The organism is Rhizobium sp. NFR03, assembly GCF_900111275.1.
In the GTDB taxonomy this organism is placed as follows: Bacteria; Pseudomonadota; Alphaproteobacteria; order Rhizobiales; family Rhizobiaceae; genus Ferranicluibacter.
Genome location: NZ_FOGR01000001.1, coordinates 555,170 through 577,518, shown reverse-complemented (window position 1 = coordinate 577,518; position 22,349 = coordinate 555,170). Strand labels below are relative to the sequence as shown.

17 protein-coding genes are annotated in these 22,349 nt (G+C 57.2%); 7 read left to right on the top strand and 10 right to left on the bottom strand.

The window, feature by feature from the left end; genetic code table 11:
* Positions 1 to 102: 102 nt before the first annotated feature.
* Positions 103 to 285 (bottom strand): hypothetical protein, encoded by a 183-nt coding sequence (locus tag BSG19_RS02605; protein WP_092984555.1) that lies wholly within the window; start codon positions 283 to 285, stop codon positions 103 to 105.
* A gap of 246 nt (positions 286 to 531) precedes the next feature.
* Here BSG19_RS02605 and BSG19_RS02600 point away from each other — a divergent pair, with 246 nt between their 5' ends.
* Positions 532 to 1,749 (top strand): hypothetical protein, encoded by a 1,218-nt coding sequence (locus BSG19_RS02600; protein ID WP_092984553.1) that lies wholly within the window; start codon positions 532 to 534, stop codon positions 1,747 to 1,749.
* Between the two features lie 839 nt (positions 1,750 to 2,588).
* On the opposite strand, the gene BSG19_RS02590 is transcribed toward BSG19_RS02600, so the two are convergent.
* On the bottom strand, positions 2,589 to 3,062 hold the full coding sequence (locus BSG19_RS02590; RefSeq protein ID WP_244529063.1) for a hypothetical protein: 474 nt from the start codon (positions 3,060 to 3,062) through the stop codon (positions 2,589 to 2,591).
* Positions 3,063 to 3,344: 282 nt separating this feature from the next.
* Between BSG19_RS02590 and BSG19_RS02585 the strand changes: the two genes are divergently transcribed.
* Complete coding sequence (locus BSG19_RS02585) at positions 3,345 to 3,587, top strand: winged helix-turn-helix domain-containing protein (RefSeq protein WP_092984549.1); 243 nt, start codon at positions 3,345 to 3,347, stop codon at positions 3,585 to 3,587.
* 1,104 nt (positions 3,588 to 4,691) lie between these two features.
* Here the strand turns inward: BSG19_RS02585 and BSG19_RS02575 are convergent.
* The 7 genes from BSG19_RS02575 to BSG19_RS02540 form a co-directional block, all read right to left on the bottom strand.
* The gene (locus tag BSG19_RS02575; RefSeq protein ID WP_092984545.1) at positions 4,692 to 5,630 is read right to left on the bottom strand and encodes an O-fucosyltransferase family protein; all 939 of its coding nucleotides are present in this window, start codon (positions 5,628 to 5,630) and stop codon (positions 4,692 to 4,694) included.
* 223 nt (positions 5,631 to 5,853) lie between these two features.
* Positions 5,854 to 6,777: a glycosyltransferase family 2 protein gene (locus BSG19_RS02570; protein WP_170865835.1), complete on the bottom strand. Its 924-nt coding sequence runs from the start codon at positions 6,775 to 6,777 to the stop codon at positions 5,854 to 5,856.
* A 280-nt stretch (positions 6,778 to 7,057) separates the two neighbouring features.
* Positions 7,058 to 7,924 carry a hypothetical protein gene (locus BSG19_RS02565; RefSeq protein WP_092984541.1) on the bottom strand — a complete coding sequence of 289 codons (867 nt, stop codon included), beginning with the start codon at positions 7,922 to 7,924 and terminating at the stop codon, positions 7,058 to 7,060.
* A gap of 61 nt (positions 7,925 to 7,985) precedes the next feature.
* Positions 7,986 to 9,116 carry a glycosyltransferase family 32 protein gene (locus BSG19_RS02560; RefSeq protein WP_170865834.1) on the bottom strand — a complete coding sequence of 377 codons (1,131 nt, stop codon included), beginning with the start codon at positions 9,114 to 9,116 and terminating at the stop codon, positions 7,986 to 7,988.
* 202 nt (positions 9,117 to 9,318) lie between these two features.
* Positions 9,319 to 10,347, bottom strand: a complete 1,029-nt coding sequence (locus BSG19_RS02555; protein WP_092984537.1) for a hypothetical protein — start codon at positions 10,345 to 10,347, stop codon at positions 9,319 to 9,321.
* Positions 10,348 to 11,095: 748 nt separating this feature from the next.
* Positions 11,096 to 11,641, bottom strand: coding sequence for a flavin reductase family protein (locus tag BSG19_RS02545; RefSeq protein ID WP_092984533.1), 546 nt, complete (start codon positions 11,639 to 11,641; stop codon positions 11,096 to 11,098).
* Positions 11,642 to 11,854: 213 nt separating this feature from the next.
* Complete coding sequence (locus BSG19_RS02540) at positions 11,855 to 13,309, bottom strand: FAD/NAD(P)-binding protein (protein ID WP_092984531.1); 1,455 nt, start codon at positions 13,307 to 13,309, stop codon at positions 11,855 to 11,857.
* A gap of 183 nt (positions 13,310 to 13,492) precedes the next feature.
* Between BSG19_RS02540 and BSG19_RS02535 the strand changes: the two genes are divergently transcribed.
* The 5 genes from BSG19_RS02535 (at position 13,493) to BSG19_RS02515 (ending at position 18,949) form a co-directional block, all read left to right on the top strand.
* The gene (locus BSG19_RS02535; protein ID WP_092984529.1) at positions 13,493 to 14,473 is read left to right on the top strand and encodes an aliphatic sulfonate ABC transporter substrate-binding protein; all 981 of its coding nucleotides are present in this window, start codon (positions 13,493 to 13,495) and stop codon (positions 14,471 to 14,473) included.
* 68 nt (positions 14,474 to 14,541) lie between these two features.
* Positions 14,542 to 15,360, top strand: coding sequence for an ABC transporter permease (locus BSG19_RS02530; RefSeq protein WP_092985526.1), 819 nt, complete (start codon positions 14,542 to 14,544; stop codon positions 15,358 to 15,360).
* Complete coding sequence (locus BSG19_RS02525) at positions 15,360 to 16,151, top strand: ABC transporter ATP-binding protein (RefSeq protein ID WP_092984527.1); 792 nt, start codon at positions 15,360 to 15,362, stop codon at positions 16,149 to 16,151. The genes BSG19_RS02530 and BSG19_RS02525 overlap by 1 nt, the downstream gene beginning before the upstream one ends.
* A complete protein-coding gene (gene ssuD / locus BSG19_RS02520) occupies positions 16,148 to 17,317 on the top strand; it encodes an FMNH2-dependent alkanesulfonate monooxygenase (protein WP_092984526.1) in 1,170 nt (389 codons plus the stop codon). Before BSG19_RS02525 ends, ssuD begins: the two co-directional genes overlap by 4 nt.
* Positions 17,318 to 17,515: 198 nt before the next feature.
* Positions 17,516 to 18,949: an FAD/NAD(P)-binding protein gene (locus BSG19_RS02515; RefSeq protein WP_092984524.1), complete on the top strand. Its 1,434-nt coding sequence runs from the start codon at positions 17,516 to 17,518 to the stop codon at positions 18,947 to 18,949.
* Here BSG19_RS02515 and BSG19_RS02510 read toward each other — a convergent pair.
* Positions 18,883 to 22,311: a class I SAM-dependent DNA methyltransferase gene (locus BSG19_RS02510; protein WP_092984522.1), complete on the bottom strand. Its 3,429-nt coding sequence runs from the start codon at positions 22,309 to 22,311 to the stop codon at positions 18,883 to 18,885. The genes BSG19_RS02515 and BSG19_RS02510 overlap by 67 nt on opposite strands.
* Positions 22,312 to 22,349: the final 38 nt, after the last annotated feature.

Here is a 22,349-nt window from a genome sequence, read left to right as displayed (position 1 = left end):
CGCGCCTTGAAGCAGATGCGCCAAGTGTCTTTGTGCCGAACGAGCTTGAGGTGAGCAGGATAGGGGACTTGCCTTGGTCTAGGGTAGGCCATCGGTTGGACCTCAGTAGCTCATCTTCCGCTCGCCGCTCTCTTCGCGTGGGACATGCTCAAAGCACCACCAATCGGTGACGCCACGGCCTCGGTCATAGCCGAATGAACCCCAGGCACGGCAGCCGGGCTCGACGCAATAGTGCTCGTACATCTCCATCTTGCCGGTAGATGCCGTTCTGTTTTCGTCGCTCATGGTGGGACTCGCTGCCTGCTGACTGAGATTTCGTTCTCAGTATGTTCTTGCGGCAATCCAAGTCAAGCCGCGTGGGCGGATAGGCGCGCCGGACGGACTTGAGTGACACGCCGCCTTGAAATGGCTGGCGGTTCTGGAAGCTTCCCAAGCTGAAGACCGACGCGAGTACGCACCTTTCAACCTGTTCAAAAATTTTAACTAGAAAAATCCACGTTCAGTTGTACGCTGACCTCATTGGAGGGACTTATGCATCAACTGTTACAAAACATCGCCAATGAGCTAGATGTTGTAAGCCAGCAAATATCTGCACTTTCAACCGAGCAGCGGGTATTCACTGAATCCAGTGCGTGGCATATGCCGGCTATTGGGTATAAACAGCTGGCGGATATGCCCTATGATTTAGGTCGATCTATACGTACGGCAAACACAGAAGAGCTTGATAACGAGGAGATACAGCAATGTGAAGAGATCCTCGTCTCTCTAGCCGCTCTGCGGATGCAGCTGTTGCCAAATTTCGGTGCAAACCTTGGTCCCGCAATCAATGGTTACATGGCAACCATGTCTTATATTAGCATAGCTCTTACCCCAATGCTCTCCTGGTGGGGCGTGGAGAATACGAAGCTTCCCGGACAACTCGTTCGAAAGTTGAGTAAGCTTAGTCGAGAGATTGATCAAATGGCGCCGGACAAAGAGGCGCTGTCGTCGCACATCCAAGTTATATTAGACGCAAGGCAAGCGGCAGATCGATTGCCGACGGATTTGCAGGAGTTGAAGGCGACGCAGGCTGAGATACGCGCGATCGCAACTACATCGGCAGAGTCGTCAGGGCGCATCAAAAACATACTCGATGTATCAATTTCTCATTCCGACCAACTTCGAGAAATGGCGATCGAAGCTGAAAGCTTGGTGAAGCAAGCGTCCGATGCTTACGGGATCACGACTTCTATTTCGCTCGCAACAGCCTTCGACGTAAGGGCGAAAGAGCTTGGAAAGTCGGTAAATACCTGGTCCGTCATCTTGGCTGCAACGCTAATTATAATGATGATCATCGCAAGCTACCGCTATTTTCTAATGGAGCAACTTTTTACCGGACCGGTTTTTGATAGTGCGCGTGTGTGGATTCAGCTTCTTATCTCGATTTTCAGTGTTGCTGCACCGGGATGGTTCGCATGGTTGAGCACGAAACAGATCAGCCAACGTTTCCGGCTAGCTGAAGATTATGCGTTCAAAGCCTCTGTCGCTACGGCGTATGAGGGATACCGGCGGGAAGCTAAACGAATTGATCCCACTTTTGAGAAGGCATTGTTTGCCTCTGCTCTTTCGAGATTGGATGAGCCCCCTCTGAGGCTAATGGACACGAAGACGCATGGCAGTCCATTGCACGAGCTGAGTGAAACATCTTCGGCTAAGCTTTTCATAAAATCAATTACGGACAGACTTTTCAGAGCTACAACGAAAGATTGACCGCTTGCTAAGTGAAAAGTGAGGGCCGCAGTGGGAGTGGCAGCCGTTGGCCGCGACCCACACTGCGTCGGGAAGTAGCGGACCACTTGCGGACCGCTTCGTTAGACACAACCGGAACAAACGAGTACTGAGCTAGATCGCTTCTACCAGAAATGCAGGAGTTGCGGGAAGCCTACGCCCTTAGGAACGAAGGGATCTCTCCGCACTCGGATCGCCGGAGCGAAAGAAATAGAGTGGAGTCTTTGCATACCTGCCGGTCATCTGCTGTGTCATCAAACGAACCTAGCGCTTACAGCGTCGGGTTGTCAGTCAATAACCCGCCATAACGAGACAATAGCCATTCCGTTCTGCGAAACTGTGAGACATCTAATTTGAAAAGCATAACAAACTGGCGTCGCGTTTGTTTGTCCCACAAATTGCTAAGTGCAATACTAGATTAGAAATCCTCAGTCCGGCATGGGGCACCAAGCTACCGCTTCAGCCTTGGTGTCTCACCCCGCGTGGTTAGCCACCGCAAATGGAACGGAACAAGAAGATTGTTGGCTAGAACCTTAAGTCGACGATTGTATTTGCTGTCTATTCAAAAGCTCAAAGACGCGCTCTTCATCAGCGGCGTCGTGGTCCTGAACAGAAACGGCAATATGTCCGCCAGCTGTCCAGCGATCGCGCTCTCGCTGGATTCCTTTAGCAACCAACTTGGCACAGTCGTTCTAGCCTTGCGTCATGTGCTCGGCAACGATCGCCCATGCCATCTGCTTGATATTGTCTGAATCCGTGCCTCTCTCCTGATTGTAAGAAAGCGAGGCTACTTGTTCGCGCTGAAGCGAGGCTTACTGTTATTATCGCGTCTTTTCGAAGAGCCAAGCCTGAACGGATCTCGCCTGCCTCATGGAAACTGCGATGGCCATATCAAAATAGGCGCGCGCTATCCGTACGTACTTCATCGACCATGCGAACCACTTGTAAGTCAGTAGCTTGTCGTGACCAGCATGGTAGATTCTTTCAACAATCAGGAACGTCGCCAGGTACGAAAGGATGAGAGTGGTCATACCGAGCGCAAGCTGGCCCTTGGCGATGATCACGACTGCAGCAATCTTCATCGGTTCGGCTATTGCGAACGGTACCACAAACAAGACTAGTATTGCGAGCCTCGGAAGGGTTCCTATTCGACGCTCCATCGCGGCGAACAATTGCAATCCCATCACCGCCTTGACCAACGGCCCGTAAACCGGGCGAACTAAAAACTCGATCAGCGTGCCAACGAAGATGACCGCTCGAATGGGGTAGGTCACGATTTTCAGTAGCTTCCGCATGCGGGGGTGACCTGTTCGTTTGCTGTGTTGCCAACTCTCTAACCCACGCCACGCGAGAACCCAATGGGCGAGATCTTCTCAGCTCGGCGGGTCGTCGTGTTCACTAAGCGGACATCGCTTTCATCAAAAGGAGCTAGTCGCTGGGCAGCGCGACCCTACCGCCGCTGCCATGAACTCCTATGAAAGACAGTTTCGCGCAATCCACTACGGCGACAATGATCAACGGCCCTATCAGGCTGACAAACAGCAGAATGCCCAAGCTCTCATTTGACGGGGGACCTAATGTCCATATCAACAGCCATGTTCCTCACCGAAGCCGAGCTGGCTGCGCGGATTGGGGTCAAGTCTGAGATTCTGAAAGGAGCGCTCCTAGCGCTGGACAAGGAAGGCTTTCCCGTGCCGGATCCGTTGTTTGGCAACAGACGGTACTGGCCGGCCTGCAAAGCTTTCCTGGATCGCCGTTACGGGCTAGCGGCACCGAACTCATCCTCCCCCGGTCTCGACGGCGAGGAGAACTGGGCATGAGTGCCTCAGCTTGAAAAAATTGCCTCAGAGAACACGGTACGGCTTATATTACACAGCTTTAGACAGTTGCAGACGCCCGCATCAGCGCTACATCGCTTCAACTCAATAGAAGGCCTGTGCCTCGTTCTTGATTTGCGCGATGTGGCATAAACTACCCTGAGCGTGTGATGCGCGCGGTGAAAGTTGTCAGGGTCTGGACGGACGTTCGCGTCGGTTCGTCTGAGCCTCCGCAATCGTAACGATCACCCTCAGCAACCCAGCCCATTTTGAAGAGAGCGAGTAGTATCGAAACTGTTGGAATTTGCGTTGATCGACCATCCCGACCGCCTTCAGGCGCCTTAGGTGCATTGAAGTCGTGGACTGGTAGAGTCCGACACGGAGGGCCATCTCGGTTACGGCTATTTCGCCATCCAGCATGATTTTGATCATCCGGACCCGCATTGGAGCAGCGACCGCCGCAAGTACCTTTGCTGCTTTTCTCGCTTCTAACTCTGTCACTTGCGTCCAATTCTTTGCCCTGCTGGCTTGGGGGCACTGTACATAGTGGCTGCTTGGCAGGCGCTCGTCTTTGTGGAAAACCACATTATTGAGTGTCGGGAACTCTTTGTACTGGTACTAATCACCGCTGATGACGCCATCGCTATTTCCGTAATGACGCCTTGTCCGTAGCTGCGCATACGCGCACTCAGCGCGTTCTGCTGCTGCCGTATGCGAAGGGGCGTACCCAGCCCTTTCGTTGGAAGTAATGCCCTCATGGTGCGCTATCAGCTCCCTACGCCAGTTCTCATTCAAACTGATGTCAGACACAACAAGGTAGATGCGTGCAACGGCTCGACCCTCATCGAATCCCCTGAAGTCGGCGTGAGTAATAGGGTTGGACCTGCGCCACCGCAGAGGATTAGTGATTGAAGTGGAAAGGTTCATATCAGTGATCGGCGGGCGCGAAGCGTCGTTCTGCTGAACGGTACTTTATATAGAGGCCTGCAACCCATGAAACGCCTCCTCGGCGATATGTTTTAGATGCGTACATGCAGAAGTATTATAAACAGCGCGGCACCGGTAGATCGAGTGCAACGCCAACCGCACGTTAAAGCCCGTCCTCGACTAAAGTGCCCTAATTCCGCACACCTCAAGAGGATTAACTGATCTACCTAAATCGACACGTAGACCTAATCTAGAGGATGGAAGATTGTATATGTAGTCCTCGCGGTAGTCTTGGTGATTACGGCAGAACCGTTCAAATGTCGCTAGATTGGCAAATGTGGATCGGCTCATACCGACGAAAGTTTTCGCAAGTTTAGCAAGCTCGAAGTCGATTAGCGAAGCAGCAATGGGCGTCAGATCGTCGGCAACATCACGGGCTAAAAAGTCTGATTTCCAATAGATGTTCACGCCGGTCGCCTCATAGACCTCTTTGGTAAGGTCTTTCTTGGCGATATGTACGTACCTCTCGTCGCAAGATACTAGTACTTCAAGCACTCCTAACGTCTCCTTTGTCTTCTTAATTATTTCGGGGGCAGATAGATTATAGTCTTCGGGATGTTTGATAGTCGGCTCAAGACTATACTGACAGTGTATCCTCCAGTCTTCTTCTATCCGAAGTTGGTTGACTACTTGGAGTTTGAGCTCGGTGAAAGCGCCAGAGCAAATTGTTAAAAAAGAAGGCGAGCGCGTCACCAATGGGACTAAGGATCGAAAGAAATCTGGCACTAGATCTCGAGATCTACCGTTGCCCCCGCCAGAACCTAAGATCCAGGCTCCGAAATCGAAGAACTTCCATCCGTTTCTCTCGATACGGTCTGCATAGTCAATTGCTGGGTTGTCCACGCGAGCGATATCCCAGCGGGCAAGCAGCGCCATAAACATTTGTTCATCGAAAATTTCGCCAAAATCGTGGAGCGACGACCTCGTCTCGCGCTGATCCTTGCTAAACATCTTTGGGAGGTACAATGGCTTCGATTGCTCGTACGCTGCAACAACCAAACCCAGCAACGCTAGCTTTTGATTGTTGATTCCCCCGTCGTTCCATTCGTATCCAAGCATAAAGAAATCCTCGAGAACCGCCACTCAATAGGTAACTACAACGCGAACAAAGCAATTAAATTAGAAACATAACTTAGCCAACGTTGTCACAAGGCCACATAATTAGTCCGTATTTAAGTTTAATTGCATCCTCCGACATTTAATCTAGGCGCGGTTCAGCATTCACCTCGCCTCCTTTCCTACCATTCGGTAGTTGCTAGACGGAGTGCCGTAACATTGCGGCTCACAGTTTAGCCGTTATCGCGTCAAACCACTCCAACTGCTTGTCGACCTCTGAGTCAAATCTCCTGATCGCGGTGTTTCTCTCATCATTTAAATCAAGCTGCTTAAACCTTTCGATGCTGGCGTCGCGCAGTTTTCCGGGCCCGTCAGGCACATTTGCGTCACCCCTTCGCATCCGAGCAGAGAACTCTTCGAATGTCTTACATTGGTAGTGGTTGATCTGAATTCTGTGATGCACAATCCTATTAGAAAGTCCGTTATTAACCATTTCAAACTCACTGAAGTCCGAGATAGTGCTGCGTCCACTGGATGTGATCACGTTATGGATCATGGCCTCCGTAGCCAAATCTGTCCGGGCGATGGTCTTAAAGTGATGATGGTTTCCCCAGCCCACTGCGGCAGCCATATCGAACGTTCTGGTCACCAACTGGTAGTTACTATCCTCAACTCCCGCTGACCCAAAACCTCTCCAGTTGATATGGACAGATGAAACGTCGGACGGAATTGTAGAAAGCCACTCGGTTATCGTCGCATCTTCCAGCGGGACCAAAAACTCATCGATGTCGATGAAGCACACCCACGGCGTCGAGACGCGCTTGAGAAAGTCGTTATAGGCAGAGACTTGCGGTGATACTCCCGGTAAAGATTTCCACTCTGTCCAGGTAATACGGGAATCTTGCCTAGCAATTGCATCAAGCTTGGCTGATTGATTGTCTTCAGACTCGTTACTATAAACGTGTATCCGATCGACGCCAATGGCTAAGTGGTAGGCGAGCCACTCAACTATATAACGGCCCTCGTTCTTCGCTATTGCACATATCGTCACGCCGTTTAGGAGGTTCTCTTGGCTCATAACGTCACGCTCAAATTCGTTGGGGAAGCTGTTGGAGGCGAGAAGGCCTCCGAATAACGGAGAGAAAATCATAAGAGCCTCGTTGCAGGCGGATTGCATTTGTCCCTGCCTAATCTACCGTGATGTCGATGTCACCCTCAGTTTCAAAAAAGCACTGCTTGAATTTACGGATGATGATTCGGTCTATTTTGAAACCGGTATCTAGGATGCACGACATAAGCACGAAATTCGCTGCCGTGAGCGCCTAGCTCTTCCGCACGAAACATTCGATCCGCCGCTCTTGATTTTCGTCCTTACGTACATGGGTAACTATTGCGACAGTCCCTCCTGCCACGAGCTCGTTAGGGTTTGATCAGGAAGCAACTGAAACTCGTGTAGCGAGGCTGTCCAGAACAATGCGCCGTTGTTGATCATTGTCGCAGCTGAGGAGATCCTTTAGGCACTCTGCAAACAAGGCTACCCGCCCGGTCACCAGTGTGTGCTTTGGGTCATCAACCAGTAGAAGTTCGACTTCGTCCAGATGGCCGATTCTTCCCGCGTGCAATTGGTCCATCCAGTAATATGACGCTACCGGATTCTGGCTCTCGCCAGTTGCGAACATGATCGTCCGCATTGTCGATCTGGTTGCCCCGGGAAGGTACTTTGCTAAGTCGATTACCTGTTCATCCGTAAGCGACATGGTAATCCCAGGCTGCCTTCGGATCTTCAATTTTAGATGAGCGTCATAAAATGTTTGCGGATTGATGCTGAGTGTGACAGAATTTGTGACATGTTTGGAGGCTGCAAGCGCAGCATACCCGCCTGAGGATTGTCCAAACAAAACCTTTCGGTCCCCGAAAGCACCTCCAGTGATTAATTCACCTAGATTTCTTATGTCCGGCAACAAGCTGGATCCGCCGTACCAAGGGCTGAAGATGTCTTGAAAACAGACCACGTTGTGCTCAATGAATCTTGCACCGCTGAGCATCGAGAAGCGCTCTTGATTGCTGCCAAACAAGACGAGTGTTCTATCGGAGTAGTTATTATAGACAACGCAGCCGACGTGTTCCGCAAGTGCATTGAGCGTTGCAATATCTTCTCGCAGACCGCTTAGGCCAAATTCGCCAGCTGAAGCATTTTTAACAATGTGCCGAAAAGGTAGCCGGAACGGACCGTCCCCAGCATTATACGTGATTAAACGCACGTCTTTTGCGAAGGGGTAACCAGAAGCTTGCGCCATGGTATTGATGACCTCAGTATCAACTGCATATGTTTACCCCGCATAACAGAGCGAAGGGATTTTATAAAACCACATCATCGCTCAAGTCTTTATAATGGTTTCCGGGCAGTTGCTTGTGTACGCGTGAGTAAATTAAGCCAACCTCTTCGTACGCTACAAGTCGATGAGGGTGATCTTCAAGAATATCATTTACAGCTAGCGTATATGGAATTGGCCCTGTCGTTTTAAGAACGCCCATCCAACCAACGCCGAATTCTTTTCGGGAGTAACGTGTTATGTTGGTGAGTATAAGCTCTAAAACAGCCTCAAGAAACTTGTGTCTTGGCCTCGCGATCAAGAACCATTGCAGGAGTTCGCCGTGTTTTGAGCCGCTGAGCTCTGGGTGCATGCCAATACCTATGGTGCGCTCGTGCTCGCTCCATGTTGAAATGATGTATTCATCATCCGCTCTGATCAATTGATCAAGACCAGCGGCATGGCTCTTCAAGTCAAGATAGACCCCGCCTGAATGATACATAAGGGCGTATCGAAAAAAGTCCGCCCTCGCGGCACCGTAGCGCGGATTGATGCGCAAAAATGCGCTCAGGACCTCGAAACCGAACCAGTCCTTTATTGCTTCCAAAACGGCTTCGTTCGTCCAAAGACGGTGCGAAAAGCTCGGATTGCTCTCTTTTAAGCTTGATATATTTTCCCTCAGCGCTTCTGGTAGATCATCAGAGAATGGATGGGATAAGAAAACCTGGTTTATAATCTTCGGTATTTTCCCTATATATTCAACAGATTTAGGTATAGTCAGAAATTTAATGCTAAGTCCAAGTCGAGGCGCAACTTCCCCGTAGGCTTCTAGCGTAAACAACTCCCACCCGCCAATTGAGGGGCGGTCCAAGGGAACTTCGCCATTCGAGTCGGCGCACATCCAGCCTGATGTCTTTAGAGAAAATTCTAATCCGGAGCGGGATACTTCAAATGAACCATCTATAAGTGCTGCTACAGCCGGACTAGAGTCCCTTGGATCGATATCGAAGCGGAATGAATCTCCTTCAACGAAGACCATCAGAAGACGATGTAACCCTTCCACCATTCCATGCTTGATGCGCCGTCCGACTTCATCAAAGTATAGATGCGTCCCATGCCATGTCCTTATCGCATAGTACAAAATTACTTCTCCAACGTTCGGTTCATATGCGATCATATGAAGCATTTTCGTGTTGATATCGTTACGCGCGCCATGCCGATATCGCCGCTATAGCACTAGGTCAACCTTCACGATATCGATACGCGTTCTGTTCCTCGTAACGCTGCGGCTCTCATGCTGACCTACCCTATAAAGCTCGCCTGTCCTTACCCCGCAAACTTTCCGGCCCGCCAGTGATAATCTTTTATCTGAACAGGAACTATTTTTTTGAAAACATCTTGAGGCTTAAGTTTCTTATTTGGAGTGTTGCAATGTTTAAGCCGGACAACTCGTAGCCGATATTCAATCCGCCAATCTTGTAGTCCGAGATGTCGTTGGACTTTAGTAAACCCTTACGATAGGCGATCTCAATCGATCGTATCGCATATGGAAGTATGTCCCCTCTGAAATTAACCCATTCTCCACTGTGCGCGTTGCCGCTAGTCAGGCTGGATGTCGGGACGAAATAGATTGACATGCTTGTACCCATGTCTGTCATTTCCTGATCTTGCTTTGAGACCGCTACCTCGTTTCTGTCGTCGTAAGGGTTGATCTGTAGCCACACGAACTGGCCATATCCTTCGCTTCCATCTTTTAGGTTTTGAACCGTAAAATTTACCGGAAAGATCATAGCGTTCCGGTTAGGGTCGTACCCGTGCTTTCGATTCTGGTCATCATAGTCTTTCTTAAAGTCGACGTTGAAGACTAGCTTACTCATGCCGCTCAGGGATCCCGTATCGCGGTGATAAAGGCCCGGCGCGGCAATATTTTGTCCAGCAATTAGGCTCGGTTTCGAAGGCTGCTCGTTTCGATACTGTCCACCGAATTCGCTCTCTCCACTGACAGCCATTTCAATCCGTCCACCCGGATATACAACCAAGCGTTTGTCCGGTGTTATCCAGGCATAGCCCTCGCCGTACTTGATGGGTACGGCGCCGAATGTGCTTCTGCTACCCCACTGTCTTAAATCCCAAACAGGCTTCACATCTGCCATATTGGGAAAGGCGGGCGACTTCAGCACGTAGCGCGTGTTGTCCGCACATTCTTTTTCTTCAGGGCTATTGCACGCAGGTGTCGCTGAGAACCCTGTCTCAAATTGGTTGTCGGCTATCAGTTCAACCCCGTTGGTGCTGCCTTTCTGAAGGTCTTGACTGACCGGGAAGAGCCTTTCGGCCGCGGCTGACGGCAGTGCGAGGAGCGAAAATGCCACAAAGGTGGCAAATGCGATTCTGCGAATTTGAGTTGCCAATGTTAAGCCCTGATGCTGCTGGAGGAGGGGATCGATAATGCGCCTACTGTCTGACGGTTGACGAATGCAAGTGAATCAATTTTTGAAAATATAGAAGGAACTCTGGAGCGACGGAAGCGCTATGTCACCTTAGCATTTTGGTCTACTCGACAAATGCTCTCGACGACCGAGCCATACTCGTCCGCAATTTCGATCTACTGGATGTCTGTGGGCTCTCCGATCCAAAGCGCTACACTGATCATGTCTCGCTTAGCCTGGACTGCAGACGCGCGCGGACCTCTTGACTTGCTGCTCCGATTGAGACCGCTTCGTCGGACAGATCATGAACAGGCGAGAACGACAGGTATGCAATGTTGCCGGAAATGCTAGGTTTGTGCGAAGCGGACGCCGTTCGGGACGGGGCTTCGCATAGTGAGGGTTTGATGCTCTGCCTGAGGTGCAATCTGCGAGGGCAGCGGTCGAAAGACCTTTGCAATTTCAATAGGTGGTTGGAGGGGCAAAACGGCGGCATTCATATTGAAATCGCTGCGTTAATTGACTTCCTCCGGGCCTACCACCTCAAATCTTAGTGCTTGTGAACCCTTCGTTATTTGGGATTCTCCCCTCACACGTTTCACTGTGAGGAGCAAGCTCGCTCGCTGACGACACGGGAAGCCTTCACGCCAAGCATCGTTGGTTCGAAAGGACCCCGACGCCACGATTTTGAGTCTTCAGGCGGGCACTAGACGAAATCCCAAACCGGCAGCTTTCAACGCTCGAACGTGCCGTAAACGCCATTGTGGTAGAGCAAGGGTGCTCCGTCCTTCTGGGTTATCGCGAGGACGCGGCCGATGATGATGGCGTGGGTGTGGCGTTCGATGATGTGCTCGACTTCGCAATCGATGGCCGACAGGGCTTCGGAGAGGACGGGGGCGCCGCTGGCGAGTGTGGTCCACTCGGCGCCTTCGTAGCGGGCGGGCCCCTTGAGACCGCCTTTTCCAGCGAAGCGATCGGCGATGTCCTGTTGGTCGTCTGATAGGATGTTGACGCAGAAATGGCCGTGACGCGCGATCACAGGCCAGCTCGAAGATGTGCGATTGATATTGACGATCATCGTCGGAGGATCAACACTCAGGGCGGTAGCGGACGTTACCGTGGCGCCGGTCCGGTCGTGCGTGCCCGCAGTGATGACGGACACCGTGGCGGCGACGTGGCGCATGGCCTGCTTTAACTGCTCGGTCCCGTCGAACTGGACGATGGACAAAGGCGCCTGGGCCGCGGCGTCGGTGGCCGAAGAGGTCTTGGCAAGGCTCATTGTATTTTCCTTCCGGAATGGCCGGGCTCGAAGCTGACGGCATATGTTCAGCATGGGCGATGTGGCGAAGACGTATCTATTGCCTATCGCCAGCATCCCGGCACGATAATGTCTACTTCAGCGCTAGACAAAGAAGGGAATGCCACTGCGAGCGTTCTCTCGGGAATGGTTTTTCGATTTGGCTGGTCCTTACGATGCAGCGATCTCGATTGCTTACAAACCGTTCCTGAGCGTGCTGGCTACCCGGGTGGCGACGAGGCGCGCGTGTTCGCTGACTTGCGGCAGGCCCATCAGTTCGCCGAAGCGTCCGCGCGCGAGTGGGCCCGAGATCAGGAGACTGTCGTTCGGCTGGCTGCGGGTGTCGAGCGCGCGGGATTCGGTATCGCAATCGATGCCCAAGCCGGTTGGGTCGAGACGGAGATGGCCGGCATTCCGAAGATCCCGCAGCCACCCCTGACTATCGAGAATGCCGCCATGGGCGGGGCCGGTGGTCACGACAACGGCGTCGAAGAACTGCTCGATAGTGCCGGTCGCCCCCCTCAGCTTCAGCGTGACCCGGATGCGGTCCCCCTCGATGGCGGCCCCCCGGACGGTGCCTGCCAGGATGTCGAGGCGCCCGTTCTCGATAGCCAAATCAAGTGCCTGTTCGACCTGCGGGGCAATGCGGAAGCGGTGGACGTCCCAGAACACCCGGAGGTGGCGCACGATACGGCGGCGCTCGGTGATCGGCAGATCGGGCCAGAACGTGGCGGCCTGGGTGCGGACCCGGTCGATGACGGCATGCCATGTGAGGCCGCCGGCTTCCGCTGCGCGGATCGCGTTGCGGACACGCTTGACAAGGTCACGGGCAGAGATTGGAGGCTGGGTGAGAAAGTCGCCGAAAGGTTCCTGCGGAGACGGCGCATGACCGCGAGAGCGCAAGCCTCGGCGCGACACGGAGAGGATGCGGCCGTTGTGACCGGCGGCCGTGAGCGAGGCAACGACGTCTGCGGATGTCAGGCCGTTTCCGACAATGAGCACATCGTCGTCCGGCCGGATCGCCGCAAGGGCTTGGGGTCGCGTCGGATCCGGCACGAAGCGTGGGTGACCGCCTAATGCCTCGGCGAGTGCGCGAGGCGGTGTCGGTGGCGGATGTGTCGTCGCGATGACGAAGAGGGCGGCGTCCCGGCGCGCGCCGGTGTCGTCCTCGATGTTCCACCCATCTGAAGTCCTGCGTATCGCGGTGACAGCTGCGCGGATGTGGCGCACGGCGCCGCTCTCGATGTGCGGCCTGAGGCTGTCGGCGACATAGCCACCGAAAACGCCGCGCCGCGGGTAGAGAGTGCCATCCGCACGCTTCGCTTCGCCGTCGTCGGCGGTCGCGTTCGTCCGTTCCAGCCACGCCGCGAAGTGCTCGGGCTCGTCCGGGCGCAGGCTCATGCGGGTTGCCGGCACATTGATGCGATGGGCAGGATCGGCGGTGTCGTAGGCAAGACCGCGACCGATCTCGGCGCGGGGCTCGAAGACGACGATGTCTGTCTGAAAGGCGATGTCGGGATTGCCGGCCAAATGATAGGCGACCGCCGCACCGGAAAATCCGCCGCCGATGATGGCGATGGTCCTGGGGGCGCCAGCCTTGGTCTCGCCTACCTGAACCGCGGCGGACAGGCGCACATCGGTGATCGTCATGAGGGTATCAAATCCGTTCGCTTCGAGTTGGCGCAGTTTCCATCGAATGCAGGTCTGCTGCAAACGTAGAAATTCTAAGGATTTGGTAGATAATAGAAAGCCATTCCTTCTTACTCGCAGGGCTCCTTTCTACCTTCCTGACCATTCGCGGCAGCGTGCGGCGGTTAGGAGGATGGCGGCGATATGACGACGATCTTGAGCAAATTCCTGGCACTTGGCCTTGCCACCGGTGTGGCGCTTGCCGGCGCGGTGACCGGCGCACTTGCCGCTGACGTAAAGGAGATCCGGATCGACTGGGCGACCTATAATCCGGTCAGTCTGCTGCTCAAGAAGGAAGGCCTGCTGGAAAAGGCGTTCGAGAAGGACGGCATCAGCATTCGCTGGGTCCAGTCTGCCGGGTCCAACAAAGCGCTCGAATACCTGAATGCCGGGTCGATCGATTTCGGGTCCACGGCCGGTGCGGCAGCGCTGATCGCTCGGGTCAACGGCAATCCCATCAAGTCCGTCTATGTCTATTCGCGTCCGGAATGGACGGCGCTGGTGACGGGCAAGGACTCGACGATTGCGAGCGTCGCCGATCTCAAGGGCAAGACGGTTGTCGTTACGCGCGGAACAGATCCGCATGTGTTTCTGGTGCGGGCGCTGGCGGATGCCGGGCTGACGTCGAAGGACGTGACGTTCGTGCTGCTGCAGCACGCCGATGGTCGGCTGGCTCTCAGCCGAGGCGATGTGGATGCGTGGGCCGGGCTCGACCCGTTGATGGCGGCGGCCGAAGTGGAGGAGGGCGCCAAGCTGTTCTACCGCAAACCGGAGAACAACAGCTGGGGCGTGCTGAACACGCCGGAAAGCTTTGCCGCCGAGCATCCCGACATCGTCCGGCGCGTTCTTGCCGCGTATGAGGAGGCGCGCAAGCAGGCGCTTGCCGATCCCGCTGCGTTGAAAGCGGCGCTCATCGAAGCCGCGAAACTGCCCGAGGCGGTTATTGACCGGCAGCTGGAGCGCACGGATCTTTCCACGTCGCGCATCGGTGACGTGCAGGCCGAGACCATCACCAAGGCCGGCATCGCTCTTCAGGAAGCGGGCGTTCTGCCTGTCGATGCCGATATACGGAAGACCGTCGCAGATCTCATCGACCCGAGCTTCAGTCAGGATCTGATTCAGTAATGACCATCGGCGCAGCAGAGCCAGGGCTGGCAGTGGGCGTCGATGACGGGCGAGCGGAAACGCTTGCCATGTCGCGGCGGTCGTCGCGGCTGACCTTTTTGACGGGGCGCTGGGGCCATGCATTCGTCCGGTTTGCCGTTGCCATCGCTTTGCCGGCAGGTGCCTTTCTTCTTTGGGAGCTTGCGGTCGATAGCGGGCTGGCCAGCGGGCGGCTTGTCCCGCCGCCGTCCCGCATTCTTGTCACGCTTGCCGACCTCTGGACGGCGGGGCAACTTGCCGATCATATCGCCTCGACCTGTCTTCGCGTGCTGCTCGGTTTTCTCGCCGGTGCCGCAGCCGGTGCGCTTGCGGGCAGCCTTACCGGCTATTTCCGGTTTCTGCATGCGTCGGTCGATCCAACTTTACAGGCGCTGCGCGCCATTCCGTCGATTGCCTGGGTGCCGCTTTTCATTCTCTGGTTCGGTATCTTCGAGACGTCGAAGGTGGTGCTGATCGCAACGGGCGTGTTCTTCCCCGTCTACCTCGGTGTGTCCACGGCGCTGCTCTCGGTCGATCGCAAGATCGTGGAGGTCGGGCGGATCTTTCGGTTGAGCGGGTTCGATCTCGTGCGGCGCATTCTTTTCCCCGCCGTACTGCCTGCGTTCATCGTGTCGCTGCGCGCTGGCCTCGGGCTCGGCTGGATGTTCGTCGTCGCGGCCGAGTTCATGGGCGCGTCGGAAGGGCTCGGCTATCTCCTCGTGGATGGGCAGCAACTGGGCAAGCCGGACCAGATCATGGCGGCAATCCTGATCTTCGCGATCATCGGCAAGCTGTCGGATGCGCTTTTAGTGCGCGCGACAGCGCCGCTTGTTGCTTGGCAGGATAATTTCAGCCGGGGAGGTCTCTGATGCTGGCGCTCACGGGACTTGGCAAGACGTATACGGGTGGCGTGCAGGCGCTCTCCGGGTTCACGCTGGATGCGCGGCCGGGCGAGATCGTGGCTGTCATCGGCGGTTCCGGCTGCGGCAAGAGCACGCTTCTGCGGTTGATCAGCGGGCTCGACACGCCGACCGCCGGCAATGTCAACATCAATGGCGAAACGGTGAAGCAGCCGCATCCGCTGATCAACCTCATCTTTCAGGAACCCCGCCTTCTGCCCTGGCTCAGCGTTCGGGACAATGTCGGCTTCGGGCTCGCGCATCTGTCGCGGGCGGAGCAGGCATCGCGGATCCACGAGGCGCTCTGTCGCGTGAACCTTGAGGCCTATGGCGACCGGCTGCCGAAGGCATTGTCCGGCGGGCAGGCGCAGCGCGTTGCCATCGCCCGCGCGCTGGTGACGCGACCTGAGGTTCTGCTGCTCGACGAGCCTTTCTCGGCGCTCGACGCCCTGACGCGCGAAACACTGCAGCAGCATCTTCTCGATATCTGGTCGGAGACGCGGGCGACGATGATTCTCGTGACGCACGACATCGATGAGGCCGTTTCGCTTGCCCACCGCGTCATCGTCATGAAGCCGTGGCCGGGCCGCATCCTTGACGAGATCGTCATCGCGCAGCCGCATCAGCGCGCCGGCAGCGATTTCGATCGGGTCGGGGCGCAGGTTCGCAGCGCGCTCGATCGTTCCCTTTCCGCCTCGGCCCCTGCTGCTCACAGCAAGACCCGGCCACAGCATTCACTCGTTCTGGAGACATCGCCATGACTTCCGCGCCTGAAAAAATCAACGTCCTCTGGTTCCTGCCGACCCATGGCGACAGCCGGTATCTCGGCACCACCATCGGCGGCCGCAATGTCGATCTCGCCTATCTGAAGCAGGTTGCGCAGGCTGCGGACTCGCTCGGCTATTACGGCGTGCTCATTCCCACCGGCAAGAGTTGCGAAGACAGCTGGGTCGTCGCCTCGGCGCTGGCGCCGCTGACCGAAAAGTTGAAATATCTGATCGCCGTGCGTCCCGGCTTGCTGTCGCCCACGCTTGCAGCCCGGATGACAGCAACGCTCGACCGCATCTCGGAAGGTCGCGTGCTGATCAACGTCGTGACCGGCGGCGATCCGATCGAGAACAAGGGCGACGGCATCCACTATGCACATGGCGAACGCTACGAGGTGACGGAGGAGTTCCTTCATATATACAAGGCACTGCTTCAGGGCGAGATGGTCAACCACAAGGGCAAGCACTTCGACATCGAGGACGGCCGCGTGCTGTTTCCGTCTTACCAGACGCCACATCCGCCGCTGTATTTCGGCGGTTCCTCCGGCATCGGGCAAGAGGTTGCCGCGCGCACCATCGACAAATACCTGACCTGGGGCGAGCCGCCGGAGGACGTCGCGAAGAAGATCGCCGAAGTCCGCGCGCTGGCCGATCGCGAAGGCCGTGAGGTCACCTTCGGTATTCGCTTGCACGTCATCGTTCGCGAGACGGCGGAAGCGGCCTGGCGAGCGGCGGACGAACTTATCCAGTATCTCGATGACGACACGATCGCGGCGGCCCAGAAGGTGTTCGAGCGGATGGACTCAGTGGGTCAGAGCCGCATGAGCCGCCTGCATGGCGGTCGTCGCGACAAGCTGGAGGTGAGCCCCAATCTCTGGGCGGGCGTCGGCCTCGTGCGCGGCGGCGCGGGCACGGCATTGGTCGGCGATCCCGATCAGGTGAAGGCGCGGATGGAGGAGTATCGCGAGATCGGCATCGACACGTTCATCATGTCCGGCTATCCGCATCTCGAGGAAGCTTACCGTTTCGGTGAACTGGTCCTCCCAAACCTGCCGCTGGCGCATCCCGTCAAGGCACGCGAGACATCGATCAATACCGGACCCTTTGGCGAGACGATCGCAGGAGATCATCGACCGACACTGAAGGTCAGCCAGTCCTGATCTCGTCTGAAAAACATCCTCGTCACCGATGCCTGCCCACGGCATGGCATCGGTGACGTCCGCCGCTCGTTCGTCTATAAATTTACTCGACAAACTCCGTTATGTCTCTACCTTGGGCATGGTGTGCTCGTGAGGTTTCCCCGGTTTTACCCCGGGGGAACGCCTTTATGCCGCCTCGAAGACAGACGGAGGGTTGCCTTGGATTATGATGTTGCGGTCGTCGGCTCCGGGTTTTCGGCCATCGCGGTCAGCGTTCACCTTTTGCGGTCGCTGCCTCCTTCGGCCACCATCGCGGTTGTCGGCGACGATCCGGCCTTCGGCCGTGGCACAGCCTACCGCACGGAATTTCACCTTCACCGGTTGAACGTTCCCGCCGGGCGCATGAGCCTCTTTCCGGACGAACCGGATCATTTTCTCAACTGGCTGGAGCGGCAGGGGCGCGGGATCTCGCGCGACGAGTTTGCGTCGCGTGGCGACTACGGGCTCTATCTTCGCGATACGCTCGCCTCGCTGCTGAGGGACCGCCATGCCCGCGCCAAGCTCGATTTTATCAGGGCGAAGGCCACCGGTTGTGTGCGCTCGCAGGAAGACGGGCTGCTGTTTCAACTGGCGGATGGCGAGAGCCTTCATGCGCGTGTGGTCGCCCTGTGTCTTGGTGTCGGCACGGCGGACCTGCCGCTCCGGGAGGAGCGTATCGCCGAGGCTGCACGGCGGCGGCTGGTGCGCAATCCCTGGCGGCTGAAGTGGCTTTCAAAGGTGAAGCCTGACGATACGATCTGTATTCTCGGCTCCGGTCTGACGATGATCGATCAGGTGCTGACGCTGCGGGCCCGTGGGCATCGTGGCTTGATCCACGTTCTCTCGCGGCGCGGGCTGGTGCCGCATGCGCATGCCCGCCACCACGGAATGCCCGTTCTTCCGGATCTCCCCGAGGGTCCGCTGACGATCAGTGGCATCCTGAAGGCGCTGCGTGCGCAGGTGCGCGCCGCCGCGGAGTGGCGCTCGGTGATGGATGGCCTGCGACCGCGAACACAGGCGCTGTGGCAGCGGCTTTCCCCGTCCGAGCGCTCCCGCTTCTTGCGGCACGCGCTGTCCTGGTGGAACATCCATCGTCACCGTGTTGCGCCGCCCGTGTTCGAACAGTTCGATGCGTTGCGTCGCGATGGCTCCGTGAAGATCCATGCCGGGTTCTTGCGCGAGATCGGCATCGACGGAAACCGTCCGTGCCTTGCCTACCGACCGCGCGGCTTTCCGGATATCGCGTCTCTTCCCGTCGATTGGGTCATCAACTGCACCGGCATGGAGCGCGCCGGTATCGGGCATTCGCCCCTGTTGGTCGAAATGGCGGATCAGGGGATGATCCTTCCCGACCGGTTAGGCCTCGGTTTGCGGGTCGACGAGATGTCGCGCGCCATCTGCGCCGATAGCAGTACGCGTTCGGGCCTGTTTGCCGTGGGCGCACTGACAGCCGGGCAATTCTGGGAAATCACGGCCGTGCCGGATATCCGCGTACAGGCACAGACCGTTGCCGGCGCGATCATTGCCGATACCGCATTGGGTAAAGCTCAGGCGGCGCGGCGGAAGGCGAACGTTCTTCCCATGTCCGAGGTGGAGACGAGCCCCATCCGGTAAAGAGACGCGAGCACGCTGGCGACAGCCGGGCGGATGCGCTGTCCCTGACGGAAACGTGCGGCGATGTCGGCCGCATCCACGGCACCGCCGCTGGCAATCAAGGCATCGATGACGAGCGCTGTCTGGGCAGCGTCGTCGCGGGCGGGGAAAAGAGGCCTGCGTGTCCCGCCGCTTTCGATCGGTTGAGCCGTCTGCGGAGGTATCCGTTCAAACGCCCAAGCAGCCAGCGGTTCGAAGTTTGGTTGCGGGGACGGGGCTCTTGCTTTCTCGTCATCTGTGCCGAAGAGGGTGATCTGGTAGTCCGGCCTGAGCCATGCAACATGGCCGCGCTGCTCACTTCGTGATCTTTCGGTATTCAGGTCTACAAGACGGGTCACGATTGCAGCGCTCTCTAAACCAGACGGCCAGCCATAGGCTTGCGCAACGGCTTCATCCAGCCGCTCGTGCAGTTCGTCCAATATGAGCACCAGCCCGTCGTCGAAGATGCGTGCGCTGCGCGGGTCGAGATCTGCGCGGCTGGCGCCGCCGCGGGTCAGTTCGAGCACATTGTAGAGATCGGTCATGGTGATGTGCGGATGCTCGTCGAGCACGCTCCGTCTATGAGCGTCCAATGCGTCGCCGAGCCTCGATATGCTCTGGCGCGCAGCCTGGTCCGGCTCGGGAAACGGGAAGGGATCGAAGCAGCGCGATTTCACATAGACAGCGTCACCATCGTAGATACCGATCTTCGCGGCGTTGGCGACATACCATGCGCGGTGGATGGCGCTGGAGAGGACGCCCAGCACATAGCCTCTGCTGTCGGCGACGACGATCAGCTTGTTGTCGGGCAGGATGGCGGCATCGACGAACTGGAACACCCGGTGCTTCGCCGTCTCGACCGTGGCGATATATCGGGGCAGGCCGGCGAGAGCAGGGCGTAGATCCCGCCGCGGTTCTCCGAAGATCCACCAGTTATCCCGATAGCTCGGCCGGTTGTTCTTGTCGCGCTCCGGCTTCACCGTCTGTAGAAGGTGCTGGTAGATTTCGGGATAACGGTCTCTCACGTCATCCCGGCTCAGGCCGAAAAGATCGATGGCCATGACACCGCGCGGCCGGATCATGATGTCGCGTCCGTTGCGGTAGGTGCGCAGGTGCTGTTCGAGCCCTTCGCGGCGGCCGAGACCCAGGTGTGCGGCATGCGAAGGCCTGACGATGAAGCCTTTCCCATGAAGCGAGACGCCACGTGACGCAAGCCCGGCATTGGCTCGGAGCGGTCTGGCGGAGCCCACGTCGGCACCGATGGTCAGGTCCGAATGAATAGGCCCTGCCGTCTCCTGAAAAAGGATGACCGGCGAATCCGTCGCGAGACCGTCCTCGGAGACCGTCGTCATGAGGCGGCCATCCAGTTTGCCCGCTTCCACGACGGTCATTGCAATCCGCACGGCGGCGCTGTCACGCGTAACCTTCGTCCAGGGATGGTCGGGGATTGCCATGACCAGTGAAACCGGCGATTTGGCGGCGAGGTGCCGCTCCATGACGCGGCGCTGGAAAACCTGGCTGATCGAATTTGTCGTGACGAAGCCGAAGCGCTTGAGCCGGCTCCCCTTCCGGGTCAGCAGTTCGGCCGACCTGTCCCACCAGTACATGACGAAATCGGCGCTCTCGTTCATATCCGGATGGGCCGCCCAAAGAGCTCGTGCATAGGTGTCACCCATGCGGTTGCGCAGGTCCTTGCCGCCGATGAAAGGCGGGTTGCCGACGATGTAGTCGGCCTCCGGCCATTCCGGCCGACGCGGGTCTTCGGGCGAAACCAGAACCGCATCCATGCAGCGGATGTTGTGGAACGCCTTGAGGATAGGCTCGGAGGGGATGCCGCCATTGTTGCGGAAGTGGAGCTGCAGATGGCCGATCCAGAGAACGAGTTCGGCGATGGCCGCAGCGCGCGGGTTCACTTCCAGTCCGAGGAACTGATGCGGATCGACGGTATGGCTTTCCAGCCCATGCAGCGCCTCCTGTCCCCCCAGATCGTTCAGTGCTTCCAGCACATCGCTTTCGAGGGTCTTCATCAGCTCCAGCGAGACATAGAGAAAGTTGGCGGTGCCGCAGGCGGGATCGAGAATGCGCAGGTTACAAAGCCGGTCGTGGAAGGCTTGCACGCTGGCGATCGCCTGTTTCTCGCGGCCTTCGGTTTTTTGCCGGTCAGCGGTCGCCCGGATGCCGGCCCACTCCAGCCGCAAGGGGTCGATGACGGTCGCAATGACCAGCCGCTCCACATAGGCGCGTGGTGTGTAATGCGCGCCAAGGCGACGGCGGTCGGCGGGGTCGAGCGCCTGCTCCAGGAAGGTGCCGAAAATGGCGGGCTCGACATCCTTCCAGTCGTGGTTGGCAGCAGCGGCAAGTTCGCCGATCTCCTCTCGCCGGAGGGGCAGGGCGCGGCGGTTGCGGAAGAACTCGCCGTTGAACCGTCGCACCGGATGCCGGATGGTGGCGGAGAAGCCGCCTTCGTCCATCGCGCGCCAAAGTTCCTCCATCATGCCGGGAAAGATGTCCGGCCGACCGGCGCAGTCCTTCAGCAGCTTGAAGCTGTTGCGCGGCAACAGGTCCACGTCTTCGGCGAACATGGTGAAGAGCACGCGCATCAGGAACATCGCGACATCTTCCGTGGGATGTCCTGCAGTTTCCAGGGACTGCGACACTTTCGCGATCCGGGTCGCGATATCGCGTGTGACCTTTGCCGCGTGACGGGCAGGGTCGAGAGACAGGGGATCTGACCAGATGGCGGCGAGGCGTTTGCGGACAGCCTCGTCGCGCAGGTCCTCAAGATAGATGCGATAGGCGCGGCGGTCGGGAAATATGTCATATGCCTTCCCGTCGCGGCGGAAGTTGGCGTAGACCTCGATGCAGTGGCCGACATCGCAGACCAGAAGGAAGGGCGGAGGATCGTGGTCGGGCGGCAGCAAGCGCACGTAGTCCTCCGCCTGCGCACGCGCGTTGCGCATCAGCACGTCCCAGGCGCGACCGGCGCCCCGCCTGCCGCGGGTTTGTGGTTCCATGCCGGGAAAGGTCAGCATGTTCTCCGCGGAGCCGGCCGTGCCGCGAAGGCTCTTGTCGCCGAAGATCCGGCTCTGCTTGGCTTCCAGAACGAAACAATCGCGCTTGTAGAGGTCGATCCGGCGGCGCGTGAAGGCGCCCTCGCGGTTGGGCTCGCGAACAACGCGCTCGAAGACGTAGTCGTTGGCCTCCGTGCTGGCGGCGGCTGGCTGGGCGTGAGGCAGGCCGAGGAGATCGCAGAGTTCGGTGAGAAACAGGGCATAGTTGGCGCGCTCCTGCCCACCTTCCTGCCCCTGCCACCGGCGAATGAACGTTTCAACTGCGGACTGCACGCTCGGCCCTCTTGCACGTCTGTCGTTCTGGAAGACTT